11 protein-coding genes are annotated in these 12,426 nt (G+C 66.2%); 3 read left to right on the plus strand and 8 right to left on the minus strand.

Going from position 1 to position 12,426, the window contains the following annotated elements; translation table 11 throughout:
- Window positions 1–5: 5 nt before the first annotated feature.
- From ABAZ39_RS06600 to ABAZ39_RS06635, 8 genes are all read right to left on the minus strand, one after another.
- Complete coding sequence (locus ABAZ39_RS06600) at window positions 6–806, minus strand: PP2C family protein-serine/threonine phosphatase (RefSeq protein WP_038527845.1); 801 nt, start codon at window positions 804–806, stop codon at window positions 6–8.
- A gap of 141 nt (window positions 807–947) precedes the next feature.
- Window positions 948–1,178: a hypothetical protein gene (locus ABAZ39_RS06605; protein ID WP_247874882.1), complete on the minus strand. Its 231-nt coding sequence runs from the start codon at window positions 1,176–1,178 to the stop codon at window positions 948–950.
- 187 nt (window positions 1,179–1,365) lie between these two features.
- Complete coding sequence (locus ABAZ39_RS06610) at window positions 1,366–2,382, minus strand: agmatine deiminase family protein (protein ID WP_038527848.1); 1,017 nt, start codon at window positions 2,380–2,382, stop codon at window positions 1,366–1,368.
- Between the two features lie 399 nt (window positions 2,383–2,781).
- Entirely contained in the window at window positions 2,782–3,615 is an 834-nt protein-coding gene (locus tag ABAZ39_RS06615) for an ABC transporter permease subunit (RefSeq protein WP_014240466.1), read from the minus strand.
- Entirely contained in the window at window positions 3,612–4,535 is a 924-nt protein-coding gene (locus tag ABAZ39_RS06620) for an ABC transporter permease subunit (RefSeq protein WP_035673867.1), read from the minus strand. Before ABAZ39_RS06620 ends, ABAZ39_RS06615 begins: the two co-directional genes overlap by 4 nt.
- Entirely contained in the window at window positions 4,532–5,695 is a 1,164-nt protein-coding gene (locus tag ABAZ39_RS06625; RefSeq protein WP_038527850.1) for an ABC transporter ATP-binding protein, read from the minus strand. The genes ABAZ39_RS06620 and ABAZ39_RS06625 overlap by 4 nt, the downstream gene beginning before the upstream one ends.
- A 98-nt stretch (window positions 5,696–5,793) precedes the next feature.
- Window positions 5,794–6,894, minus strand: a complete 1,101-nt coding sequence (locus tag ABAZ39_RS06630; protein WP_038527852.1) for an extracellular solute-binding protein — start codon at window positions 6,892–6,894, stop codon at window positions 5,794–5,796.
- A 219-nt stretch (window positions 6,895–7,113) separates the two neighbouring features.
- Window positions 7,114–8,457 carry a glutamine synthetase family protein gene (locus ABAZ39_RS06635; protein ID WP_014240470.1) on the minus strand — a complete coding sequence of 448 codons (1,344 nt, stop codon included), beginning with the start codon at window positions 8,455–8,457 and terminating at the stop codon, window positions 7,114–7,116.
- A gap of 165 nt (window positions 8,458–8,622) precedes the next feature.
- Here ABAZ39_RS06635 and ABAZ39_RS06640 point away from each other — a divergent pair, with 165 nt between their 5' ends.
- The 3 genes from ABAZ39_RS06640 to ABAZ39_RS06650 all read left to right on the plus strand — a co-directional run bounded on the left by ABAZ39_RS06640 (window position 8,623) and on the right by ABAZ39_RS06650 (window position 12,419).
- Window positions 8,623–9,903 (plus strand): NAD(P)/FAD-dependent oxidoreductase, encoded by a 1,281-nt coding sequence (locus tag ABAZ39_RS06640; protein ID WP_038527853.1) that lies wholly within the window; start codon window positions 8,623–8,625, stop codon window positions 9,901–9,903.
- 35 nt (window positions 9,904–9,938) lie between these two features.
- Window positions 9,939–10,934 carry a hypothetical protein gene (locus tag ABAZ39_RS06645; protein ID WP_038527855.1) on the plus strand — a complete coding sequence of 332 codons (996 nt, stop codon included), beginning with the start codon at window positions 9,939–9,941 and terminating at the stop codon, window positions 10,932–10,934.
- Window positions 10,935–11,153: 219 nt separating this feature from the next.
- Window positions 11,154–12,419: a ferredoxin reductase family protein gene (locus ABAZ39_RS06650; protein WP_257722221.1), complete on the plus strand. Its 1,266-nt coding sequence runs from the start codon at window positions 11,154–11,156 to the stop codon at window positions 12,417–12,419.
- The last annotated feature ends 7 nt before the right edge of the window (window positions 12,420–12,426 follow it).

The raw sequence follows: 12,426 nt of genomic DNA on the forward strand, positions 1-12,426 counted from the left end.
TTCGGTCAGGCCGGAACCAGGACGAAGCGGGCGAGGATGAGGGTGATGTTGTCCGGCCCGCCTGCCCCGTTTGCGAGATCGATCAGCTTGGTGCAGACATCCTCGGCGGCGGGAGGCGGCTGTTGGGTGAGTATCCGCTGAATCAAGCCTTCCGGCACGATTCCGGTCAGCCCATCCGAGCACAAAAGATAGAGATCATCGGGCTGCAGATCGTGAACGGCGATGTCAGGCTCGACCTGCTCCCCGGTGCCGAGCGCGCGGACGATGATGTTTCGTTGGGGAGCCTGTCCGCGGCGCCCGTTGTCGAGCCAGACTTGATAAAGGCTGTGATCGCGCGTCAGCAGGCGCAACTCGCCGTGGCGCAGACGATACAGCCGACTGTCTCCGGCGTGGAACACCACCACGCGCCCGGTTCCCGGAACGCGCCAGAGCCCCACCAGCGTGGTGCCCATGCCGCGCCCCTCGGCGAAACCGCGCTGGCGGTTCAGGGCGTTGATGCGGCGGTTGGCGGCCACCACCGCGGAACGGACCGTCGATGCGGCATCAGCCGCCGCCCTTTCCTCCTCCGCCGGGGACAGCGTCCGTCCGCCATGGCCACAGGCGTGGTCTCTGGACGCAATGACGGCGGCCACCACGTCCACCGCGGTGCGGCTCGCGATGTCGCCACCGGCGTGCCCTCCCATGCCATCGCAGATCACCGCCAAGCCGTGCGCCGGGTCGAGGTGGAACGAGTCCTCGTTGCGCGACCGGACACGGCCAACGTCCGTTTGTCCGACGGCGATCATGTCGATCAGGGCGGAATGCATCACGCGACCGGCTCCAACGCGTTACAGCCGAACCAGCTTTCTGGAAACAGCCTTCGGCAACGCGAAAAACCGCCTCGGCTTTGCGCAATAATGGCGGAGAGCGCGCGGATTGAACAGCCGGAAAGGACGCGTGAAAACGCCTCAGACGCTGACGTCGAGGAGCGTGCCGCGCTGCTTGCCACCGTAGCCGGCTCCGTTGGTCCGCGCCTGGACCGCCGCCGTCTGCGGGTCGATCGCCTGCCCCGACTGGGTCGCGTTGCGCGTTTCCCGCGTCTGGTCCATCTTGCCGACCGCCTGGGTCGCCTGGACCGTCTGGGTTCGGACGGTGGGCGTGGTCTGCTGCGCCGCTTGAACCGCCGGAGACATAGCCATCTGCATCGCCGGTGTAATCGGCGGCTGCGGCTTTGCCATCGGAGGCATGTTGAGCGGGTTTAACTGCATATTAAGAAGATGCGCCCGCTCACCCACCGATTCAAGGTCCGAATCGACGCAGCGACCGATTCAAAAGGGAAGGCCACACGCGCCTTCAACCTTTCCGCAAGCGACTGAAAGTGCCGGATTAGACCGCCGGCTGCTGCTGGGTGATGCAGTGGATGCCGCCCCCGCCGCGCACGATGTCCAGCGCCGGAACCTGCACGACCTCGCGGTCCGGGAAGGCCCGGCGCACGATGCGGAAGGCCTCGTCGTCCGCCGAGTCCTCGAAGGCCGGCATGACGATGCCGCCGTTGGCGATGTAGAGATTCGTGTAGGACAGGGTCAGCCGCACGCCGTTCTCGTCGCGCCGCGCCGGCTGGCGGACCGGAATGACCTCCAGCTCCCGCCCCTGGGCGTCGCGGGCGCGCTTCAGCCGGTCCAAATTGTCCTGGAACGCCTTGAAATTGGCGTCGCCGGGATCGTCGGTGGTGATCGCCATGACGACGCCGGGTTTCACGAACAGGGCGATCTCGTCGATGTGACCGTCCGTCTCGTCGTCCTGATAGCCCTCGCCCAGCCAGATCACGCTGGAGATGCCGAGATGCTCCTTCAGAAGCTCCTCGATCTCCGCCTTGCCGAGATTCGGGTTGCGGTTGGGATTCAGCAGGCACTGCTCGGTCGTCAGCAGCGTCCCCTCCCCGTCCACATGGAAGGAGCCGCCCTCCATGACCAAGGGCGCTTCGAAGCGGCGCAGGCCGAGATGGTCGAGCATCAGGCGCCCGACCTCCTGGTCCTTGGCGCTGTCCGGGTAGTTGCCGCCCCAGGCGTTGAAACGCCAATGGACGCCGGCCAGCTGCCCTTTCCCATCGGTGACGAAGCTGGGTCCGGTGTCGCGGATCCAGGAGTCGCTGATGGGCAGAGGCAGGATCTCGACGCCCGGCCCGCAGGCCAGGGAAGCGTCGGCGACGTCGGCGGGATCGCAGACCATGGTCACCGGCTCGAACCGGCTGATGGCGCGGGCAACGTCGGTGTAGGCGGCAGCGGCGGCGTCGAAGGCCCCCTCGGGCCACGTCTCGGGCCGGCACGGCCACGCCATCCAGCAGCGCGTGTGCCGTTCCCATTCGCCCGGCATGGTGAAGCCTTCCGCCGCCGGTGTCGTCATCTTTGAATCTCCTGCCAAATCCCTGAACTGTCCGGCTCTTGTGCGTGGCCGGAGCGGGTCGTCACGGCGTCACCCGTGACCCACGGTCACCCTAACCACGGAGCGGAGGATTTGGCAACGGCCACCAAGGGGCCACTGGAATGCCCGAAAGGGCAGCGCGCTCGACCGCTCAGCGGCGGGAGGGCGGACGGTCCGAATAACGGCGCTTGGGCGCCGAAAAAGGCATCGAAAAACCAAGACGAAGCATGGGGAACCATAAGAGCGCGCGCACGATACGACCTCATTCGCTGTTGCAGATGCCAATACAATAGCAAATGCAACGGCGAACGGCCACCCCGTGGTCTGCGGCCTAACGGCATAGCCCCTATGAGGCGGTGTTTGGGGGCGACAGGGGGCTTTTCAGCCGCCCTGCACCGCCATCTGCTCGTCCCGCTTCCGCTGACGGTCCTGCCGCGCCATGACCAGGCTGGCGATGAAAATGCCGGTGGCGACCACCACCATCATCAACGTCGCCAGCGCGTTGATCTGCGGGCTGATGCCGAACTTCACGCTGGAGAAGATGACCATCGGCAGCGTGGTGGAGCCCGGACCCGACACGAAGCTGGCGACCACCACGTCGTCGAGCGACAGGGTGAAGGCGAGCAGCCAGCCCGACACGATGGCCGGGGCGATGATCGGCAGCGTGATGACGAAGAACACCTTGGCCGGGCGGGCGCCGAGGTCCATCGCCGCCTCCTCCAGGCTCTCGTCCAGGCTGACGAGGCGCGACTGGATGATGACGGCCACATAGGCCATGGTGAAGGTGGTGTGGGCGATGGTGATCGTCGTCATGCCGCGCCCGTCCGGCCATCCGATGGCCTGCTCCAGCGCCACGAACAGCAGCAGCAGCGACAGGCCGGTGATGACCTCCGGCATGACCAGCGGCGCGGTGATCATGCCGCCGAACAGCGTCCGCCCGCGAAACCGCCCGAAGCGGGCCAAGGCCAGACCGGCGACGGTGCCGAGCACCACCGACGCGGTGGCCGACATCGCCGCCACCTTGAGCGACAGCCAAGCCGCCCCGAGAAGCTGGTCGTTCTGCAGAAGCTCCGCGTACCATTTGGTCGAGAAGCCGCCCCACACCGTGACCAGCCGCGACTCGTTGAAGGAGTAGAAGATCAGCAGCGCGATCGGCACGTAGAGGAAGGCGTAGCCGAACCACAGCGCCCAGGCCAGTTTTCCCATCTGCTTCATCGACCGGCCTCCGTCTGACGCCCCTGGACATGCTGGAAGACCATGATCGGCACCACCAGGAACAGCAGAAGCGCGATGGCCACCGCCGAAGCGACTGGCCAGTCGCGGTTGGCGAAGAACTCGTTCCACAGCACGCGGCCGATCATCAGCGTGTCCGGGCCGCCCAGCAGCTCCGGAGTCACGAACTCGCCGACCGAGGGGATGAAGACCAGAAGCGACCCGGCGATGATGCCCGGCAGAGACAGCGGCAGAGTCACCGTCAGGAACGCCTTCCAGGGCCGGCAGCCGAGGTCCGCCGCCGCCTCCAGCAGCGTCGGGTCGAGCTTCTCCAGCGTCGCGTAGAGCGGCAGCACCATGAAGGGCAGATAGCAGTAGGTCATGCCGATGTAGACGGCCCAGTCGGAATAGAGCAGTTCGAACGGCTCCGTCGTCAGGCCGGTCCATTGCAGCAGGTTGTCCACCACCCCGTTGGCCTTCAGGATGCCGATCCAGGCGTAGATGCGGATCAGGAAGCTGGTCCAGAAGGGCAGGATGACCAGCATCATCAGCGGCCCGCGCTTGGACGGCTCCGCCCGGGCGATGGCGTAGGCCATGGGGTAGCCCAGCAGCAGGCAGCAGACGGTGGTGACCAGCGCGATCTTCACCGAGTTCAGATAGGCCAGGATGTAGAGGTCGTCCCCGCCCAGCCGCAGGTAGTTCGACAGATTCAGCAGGATCTGGAGCTTGGTCGTGCCCGCGTCCTCGTCCACCAGCCAGTCGATCAGCGGCGCGTAGGGCGGCTGCGCCAGCATCGCCTCTGACAGGCTGATGCCGAACACGATCAGGAAGGGCACCAGGAAGAACAGCAGAAGCCACAGGTAGGGGATGGCGACCACCACCCCCCGCCCCCACAGGCCGATCCGGCGCAAAAGGTCGATCATTGCGTCAGCACCACCCCGGCGAAGGGACGCCAGCTCAAATACACCTCGTCGTCCCAGGTGATCGGCATCTCGGTGCGCCGCACCACGTTGGGCGCCGTGACGCGCACCGTCTTGCCCGTCTTCAGCTCGACCAGATAGATCGACACGTCGCCGAGATAGGCGATCTCGCGCACGATACCGCTGGTGACGTTGCGCCCATCGGCGTTGGTCGCGGCGTTGGCCGGCGGCTCCTTGCTCAGCGCGATCTTCTCCGGACGGACGGCGACGCCAACCGTAGCGCCGGCGGGGACCGCCACCGCGTGGTTGATGTAGAGGTCGCAGCCGGCGTCCTCGGAGCGGATCAGCACATGGTCGGCCTGATCCTCCACCACCCTGCCCTCGAACATGTTCACCGAGCCGATGAATTCGGCGACGAAGCGGGACTGCGGGTACTCGTAGATCTCGGTCGGCGTGCCGGTCTGGGCGATGACGCCGTGGTTCATCACGGCGATCCGCGAGGACATGGTCATCGCCTCCTCCTGGTCGTGGGTGACCACGATGAAGGTGACGCCCAGCTTCTCCTGGATGTTGACCAGCTCGAACTGGGTCCGCTCGCGCAGCCGCTTGTCCAGCGCGCCCAGCGGCTCGTCGAGCAGCAGCAGCTTGGGCCGCTTGACCAGCGAGCGGGCCAGCGCCACGCGCTGCCGCTGGCCGCCGGAGAGCTGGTGCGGCTTGCGCTTGCCGAACTGGCCGAGCTGGACGAGGTCGAGGATGGCCCCCACCCGCTCCTTGATCTCCGCCTTGGCGACGCCGTCCTGCTTCAGGCCGAAGGCGACGTTCTGCTCCACCGACATGTGCGGGAACAGGGCGTAGGACTGGAACATCATGTTGACCGGCCGCTCGTAGGGCGGGATGCCGGCCATGTCGACGCCGTCGATGAAGATCTTGCCCTCGGTCGGCGTCTCGAACCCGGCCAGCATGCGCAGCAGGGTCGTCTTGCCGGAGCCGGAGCCGCCCAGCAGGGCGAAGAATTCGCCCCGGTAGATCGACAGGCTGACCTCGTCCACAGCGACGAAATCGCCGAAGGTCTTGGTCACCTTCTCGATTCGCACATAGGGCTTCTGTCCCGGGTCCTGCCAGGGTTCCAGGCGCGTGGGCTTGCGGATCGGCTGGACGGCCATGCGGGTCCTCTCGGCGTCCTCTTCTCATGGGAACGCCCCGGCCGTTCCCGATGGGAAACGACCAGGGCGCGTGTCGTGCGTGCCGGTTCGCGGCGCGCTTACTTGCCGGTCTTGACCTTGGTCCAGACGCGGGTGCGGGCGCGGTCGGTGGTCTGCTTGATCGACTTCAGCGCGAACAGCTTGAGGCTGCTGTTCTCCGGCAGGAAGACGGCCGGGTTGCTCTTCACCGCCTCGTCGACCGAGGCCAGCGAGGCCGGAACGGCGTTGGCGTAGCTGACCGTGTTGGAGATCGCGGCGGTGTTCGCCGGATCCAGGATGAAGTTGATGTAGGCGTGCGCGCCCTCCTTGTTCGGCGCGTCCGCCGGGATGGCCAGCGTGTCCCACCACACCTGCACGCCTTCCTTCGGCGTGATGTATTCGACCTTCACGCCGTTCTTGGCTTCCTCGGCGCGGGCGGCACCCTGGATGGCGTCGCCGTTGTAGGCCATGACGACGCAGGCATCGCCGCCCGCCAGGATGTTGATGTTCTGGCCGGTGACGAACTGCTTGATGTAGGGGCGGACCGCCAGCAGCGTCTTCTCGACCTTGTCCAGATCCTCCTTCTTCTCGGAGTTCGGATCGAGGCCAAGGTAGTTCAGCACCGACGGAATCACGTCGATGGCCGAATCCATCACGGTGATGCCGCAGGCCGCGACCTTCTTCGCCACCTCCGGCTTGAAGATCAGGTCCCAGCTGTCGAGCGGGACGTCGGGGGCGACAGCCTTGATCTTCTCCGGGATGATGGCGATGCCGACCGTGCCGCCCAGATAGGGCACGGCGAACTTGTTGCCGGGGTCCGAGTTCTCGAGGAGTTTGAGAACCTTCGGATCGACGTTCTTCAGGTTCGGGATCTTCGCCTTGTCGAGCGGCGCCACGACCTTCGCCTGGATCATGCGCGACAAGGTCGGCTCGGCGGTCGGGACGATCACGTCGTAGCCCGACTTGCCGACCAGCACCTTCTGCTCCAGCAGTTCCAGGCTGTCGTAGAGGTCCACCTTGGTGTCGTAGCCGGTGGCCTTGGTGAAGTCCGCCAGCGTCGATTCGCCCAGATAGTCGTTCCAGATGTAGATGTTGACCGGCTTCTTGGCCTGGGCCAGCGCCGGGCCGGCGATGGCGATCGCCGCGACGGCGCCGATGACGCTGAGAGCGAAACGTTTCATGCAGAGAGCCCCCGAATTCTGGATCGTTCGTCAGTTCGTGACTGGTCGACTTTTTTCCATTCGACGTGGGGGGCGGCGCGCATCGCGCAGCGTCCCCGGCGCGAGCGCTATTGCACCCACGGGGGGGTTCGTTGTCAACGATTTGCGGGTGGTTTTGCGGGTTTTGCGGAACGCAAACGCCCCCTTCCGCGGCAGCGGCGGAAGGGGGCGGAAAAATGCTCAAACGTTCAGCAGAAGATTCTCGCGCTCCCAGGAGCTGATCACCCGGTGATAGGCCTCGTACTCCGCCTCCTTCACGCAGGTCACCGCATCCAGGAACTTCTCGCCCAGCACCTCCTTCAGCGGCTTGCAGGCGTTGAACTTCTGGAGCGCGTCGCCCTGGTGGCGCGGCAGGGTGAAGGCCAGCCGGTAGGCGGACCCCTTCACCGGGTCGGTCGGCTCCAGCCCCTGGGCCATGCCGAGATAGCCGCAGGCCAGCGAGGCGGCGATGGCGAGGTACGGATTCGCATCCGCGCCGGCCACCCGGTTCTCCACCCGGCGCGAATCGGCGGGCGAGACGGGAACGCGCAGGCCGGTGGTGCGGTTGTCGCGACCCCAATGCACGTTGATCGGCGCGTCGGAGTTCGGCACCAGCCGCCGGTAGGAGTTCACGTTCGGCGCCAGCAGCGGCATCGCGTAGGGCAGATACTTCTGGAGCCCGGCGATGTGGGACATGAACAGCGGCGTGTCCGCCCCGTTGGCGTCGGAGAACAGGTTGCGTCCGGAATCCGCATCGACCACCGACTGGTGGATGTGCATGGCGCTGCCCGGCTCGTTCTGCATCGGCTTGGCCATGAAGGTCGCGTAGACCTGATGGCGCAGCGCCGCCTCGCGCGCCGTCCGCTTGAACAGGAAGGCTTGGTCGGCCAGTTCCAGCGCGTCGCCGTGGTTGAAGTTGATCTCGATTTGCGCCGCCCCGGCCTCGTGGGTCAGGGTGTCGATGTCGATGTCCTGCGCCTCGCAGAAGTCGTAGACCATCTCGAAGATCGGATCGAACTCGTTCACCGCGTCGATGCCGAAGGCCTGCCGTCCGCTCTCCACCCGCCCATTGCGCCCGACCGGCGGCACCAGCGGATAGTCGGGGTCCTTGTTGACCTGGACGAGAAAGAACTCCAGCTCCGGCGCCACCATCGGCTTCCAGCCGCGCTCCTCGTAGAGCGACAGCACCCGCTTCAGCACATGGCGGGGCGAGAAGTTCACCGGGCTGCCGTCGGCGTAGACGCAGTCGGTGATGACCTGGGCGGTCGGCTCCTCGTACCAGGGGACGAAGCGGATCGTCCGCTCGTCCGGGATCATGTAGATGTCGGAATTCTCATCCGAAGTGACCGAATCGTCCTCCGGATACTCCCCGGTCACGGTCTGGACGAAGATCGCCTCGGGCAGCCGCAGACCGCGGTCGCGCAGGATGCGCAGGAACTTCTCGGCGGGCACGATCTTGCCGCGCGCGATGCCCGACATGTCGGGCACGAGGCATTCCACTTCGGTGATGCGGTTCTTCTTGATGAAGTCTTCCATGAAACCCATGAACGTATGGACCGCACCGGACGGTGGGCAGCCCCTCCCTGCTGTGAACGACCGCCTTACTATGATCCCGCACCCCCTCCTCGCGCCAGAGGGGAACAAAGATCCTGCCCATATGACCGCTGGAATCATTGACGGGGCGGGGGTCCCTCCCCTAACTCGGCGCTCATGCCGACATCATCCCACATCCGCTCGTGGTACGCCGACACCGCGACTCCATATCCGCAGCACCCGGCGTTGGAGGGAACGCTGTCCTGCGACGTCTGCGTGGTCGGCGGCGGCTACACCGGGCTGATGACCGCACTGGAACTGGCCGAGCAGGGCTACGACGTGGTTCTGCTGGAGGCCAACCGCGTCGGCTGGGGCGCGTCGGGCCGCAACGGCGGACAGATCATCACCGGCTACAACAAGTCGATGAGCACCATCGAGCGCTGGGTCGGGGCGGAGGATGCCCGGCGGCTGTGGGACCTCGGTGAGGAGTCCAAGGCGCTTCTGGCGGAACGCGTTGCGAAGCACGCCATTCCCTGCGACCTCACCTGGGGCTTCGCCCACGCGGCGGTGAAGCGGCGCCACATGGACGACGTGGCCGCGATGGAGCGCGAGATGCGCGACCGCTACGGCTACAACAAGGTCCGCGCGCTCGACCGCGAAGCCATGCGGGCGGTGGTGGGCAGCGACGCCTATGTCGGCGGGCTGGCCGACGACGGAAGCGGCCATCTGCACCCGCTGAACTATGCGCTGGGCCTCGCCGCCGCCGCCGCCCGGGCCGGCGTGCGCCTCTTCGAGGACAGCCGGGTCACCGCCATCGACACCGGGGATCGCCCCGTCGCCAGCACGGCGAATGGGCGGGTGACGGCGCGCTTCCTCGTGCTGGCCGGGAACGCTTATCTGGGATCTCTGGCGCCGCTCCTGTCGGCCAAGGTGATGCCCGTCGCCACCTACATGATCGCCACCGAGCCGCTGGGTGAGGACGCCGCAACGTCTCTGCTGCCGACCAATATAGCGGTCAGCGACATGAACTTCGTGCTGAACTACTTCCGCCGTTCCGCCGACTACCGGCTGCTGTTCGGCGGCGGTGTCAGTTATTCCGGACTGGACGCGCCGGGGCTGAAAATCGCCATGCGGTCCAAGATGCTGGCGGTCTTCCCGCAGCTCCGCGACGCCGCGGTCGACCATTTCTGGGGCGGCCACGTCGCCATCACCATGAACCGCATGCCGCATGTCGGGCGGCTGACGCCGACCACCTATTTCGCCCACGGCTATTCCGGTCACGGGGTGGCGCTGGCCGGCATGGCCGGTCGGGTCATGGCGGAGGCGATCCGCGGCACGGCTGAGCGGTTCGACGTGTTCGCCCGCGTGCCCCACCTGCCCTTCCCCGGCGGGCGGCGATTCCGCACACCGGCGCTTGTCCTCGCGATGCTCTGGTTCCGGCTGCGCGATCTGCTGTAACCTCCCCGTCCCATTCCCGCTTCCGGTCCCTGCCCATGTCCGATGTCCCCGATCCCGAAACCGGAAGCACGGAAGCCGATGCCGAGGCGGCGCCCGCGGCGCCGATGCGGGACACGCATTTCGATTTCGAGCACAAGGTGTTCAGCCTGTCCGGGGCCTTCTTCTGCATCGACCCTTCCTCCAAGCAGCCGGTGCTCCACATCCTGCTGGGGGATCTGAAGGCCGCCCTGCCCTTCAACACGCTGATGGAATCCTTCGACATCAAGGAGGACAGCCGCGACTCCAAGCTGCTGGATGTGGTCGAAAAGGGCTTGGCCTATGTGAAGCAGATCCGCCCCGGCGAGCAGATTCCCGGGGAGTTGCTGGACGGCCGCGCCTCCTGGTCGGTGGAGGAGAAGCACCGGACCATCGCACGGGGACGTCTGACGGTGCAGCTCGTCTCCTCGATCTCCGGAAGCGAGATGATCGTGGTGAAGGCCGACGAGCTGGAGCAGATCGTCGAGGACCCGCAGACCAAGCAGCGCGTCAAGGCCGCCTTCAAGGACATCGCGGCGAAGCTCAACCTGAAGGACAATTACGAGCAGTACCTGACCGACCGTATCGAGGACCTGACCCAGGAGCTGTCCTACATCGAGGCGCTGCGCGACCGCTTCAACGCCATCCGCGCCATCAGCGGCAAGCTGACCCGGCTGACCCAGATCTATCGGACCGACCGCACCCTGTGCAATGAGGTCGCGCGCATGCAGGGGCTGCTGGGCAAGCCGCTCAAGGACTATGACGCCATCTTCGAGCAGGCGGACGCCCAGACCGGCGAGATTTTCGGCGCACTGAAGTCGTTCGATACCACCGTGACATTCATCCGCAAGATCCGCGACGACCTGCGCGCCCGGCTGCTGGAGTGGGAGGACATCCTCCAGGCCTGGGACACCACACCGGTGGAGAAGTCAACCGCCATCGAGCAGTTGCAGAAGCATACCTACCGCTTCCTCGCCAACCGCTTCATGGAAACCAAGGTCTGGATTCGCAAGTAACCGGGTTTACCGCGCTCCCCCGCCATTGTCGTGGCCGAAGATTCGAATGGCTGCGATGATCGGAATCGGCTTGTCACCGGAAAGGCGATAGCGAAGCATCCCTCCATCCGCACCTCGACGGTGGCCGACACGGAGGATGTCGCCGTGAAAAGAATCAAACTGTCTTTATGGGGTATTTCAACCCTTCTCACGATTTTATGGCTTGCCGCTGAACCCGGCGTGTTTTCGGCGGACAGCTTTTTCGGTCTTCGCGCTGCATTGGTCCAGTACAGCGGACTCATCGCCATCGGTTGCATGGGCATGGCGACGATCCTGGCGCTGCGACCGCGCTGGCCCGAGGCGTGGTTCGGCGGCCTCGACAAGATGTACCGCCTGCACAAATGGCTGGGCATCGCCGGCCTCGTCGCGGCGATCGTCCATTGGCTGTGGGCCCAGGGGCCGAAATGGGCGGTGGGCTGGGGGTGGCTGGCCCGGCCGCAGCGGGGGCCGCGGGCGATTCCCGACAGCTCCCTCGAACAGTCGCTCCGCAGCCTGCGTGGCACCGCCGAATGGCTTGGCGAATGGGCCTTCTACGCGGCCGTGCTGCTGATCGCGCTGGCTCTGTTCAAGCGCCTCCCCTACCGGATGTTCTTCAAGACGCACCGCCTGCTGGCGATCACCTATCTCGTGCTGGTTTTCCACGCCGTCGTGCTGACGGACTTCGCCTATTGGCGTTTGCCCATCGGCTGGGTGATGGCGCCTCTGCTCGCCGCCAGCGCCTGGGCCGCCGTCGTGGTGCTGCTCGGCCGGGTCGCCGCCGACCGGCGGGTTCCCGGCACGATCAGCGCCCTCCATTACTTTCCGGGTGTGCGCACGCTGGAGGTCGCCATCCATGTTCCGCAGGGCTGGCCGGGCCACAAGGCGGGCCAGTTCGCCTTCGCCACCTCGGATAGGGCGGAGGGGGCCCATCCCTACACCATCGCCTCGGCCTGGAACGACGCCGAGCGCCGGATCACCTTCGTGGTCAAGGAGCTTGGCGACCACACCCGGCGGCTGCGGGAACGGCTGGCGGTCGGCCAAGCGGTGACGGTGGAAGGACCTTACGGCTGCTTCACCTTCGACGACCCCTGCCCGCACCAGATCTGGGTGGGCGGCGGGATCGGCGTCACGCCCTTCATCGCCCGCATGAAGTTCCTGGCGGCAAGCGTCGAGCGGCCACGGCAAACCATCGATTTCTTCCACACCACCAGCGAGTACGACGGGGACGCGATCGCGAAGCTCACCGCCGACGCCGCGGCGGCGGGGGTTCGCCTCCATGTCCTGATCGACAGCCGCGACGGCCGTCTGGATGGCGAGCGCATCCGTGCGCTGGTGCCGGAATGGCGCGACGCCAGCGTCTGGTTCTGCGGCCCGACGGGCTTCGGGCAGGCGCTGCGGCACGACTTCGCGGCCCACGGCCTGCCGGTGGACCAGCGCTTCCACCAGGAACTCTTCGCGATGCGCTGACCCCAGG

The sequence above is a fragment of the Azospirillum argentinense genome, assembly GCF_000632475.1.
Taxonomy (GTDB): domain Bacteria; phylum Pseudomonadota; class Alphaproteobacteria; order Azospirillales; family Azospirillaceae; genus Azospirillum; species Azospirillum baldaniorum.

Coding starts and splice junctions, on each gene's coding strand:
- ABAZ39_RS06600 (WP_038527845.1), bottom strand. CDS start 806: ATGCATTCCGCCCTGATCGACATGATCGCCGTCGGACAAACGGACGTT.
- ABAZ39_RS06605 (WP_247874882.1), bottom strand. CDS start 1,178: ATGGCTATGTCTCCGGCGGTTCAAGCGGCGCAGCAGACCACGCCCACC.
- ABAZ39_RS06610 (WP_038527848.1), bottom strand. CDS start 2,382: ATGACGACACCGGCGGCGGAAGGCTTCACCATGCCGGGCGAATGGGAA.
- ABAZ39_RS06615 (WP_014240466.1), bottom strand. CDS start 3,615: ATGAAGCAGATGGGAAAACTGGCCTGGGCGCTGTGGTTCGGCTACGCC.
- ABAZ39_RS06620 (WP_035673867.1), bottom strand. CDS start 4,535: ATGATCGACCTTTTGCGCCGGATCGGCCTGTGGGGGCGGGGGGTGGTG.
- ABAZ39_RS06625 (WP_038527850.1), bottom strand. CDS start 5,695: ATGGCCGTCCAGCCGATCCGCAAGCCCACGCGCCTGGAACCCTGGCAG.
- ABAZ39_RS06630 (WP_038527852.1), bottom strand. CDS start 6,894: ATGAAACGTTTCGCTCTCAGCGTCATCGGCGCCGTCGCGGCGATCGCC.
- ABAZ39_RS06635 (WP_014240470.1), bottom strand. CDS start 8,457: ATGGGTTTCATGGAAGACTTCATCAAGAAGAACCGCATCACCGAAGTG.
- ABAZ39_RS06640 (WP_038527853.1), top strand. CDS start 8,623: ATGCCGACATCATCCCACATCCGCTCGTGGTACGCCGACACCGCGACT.
- ABAZ39_RS06645 (WP_038527855.1), top strand. CDS start 9,939: ATGTCCGATGTCCCCGATCCCGAAACCGGAAGCACGGAAGCCGATGCC.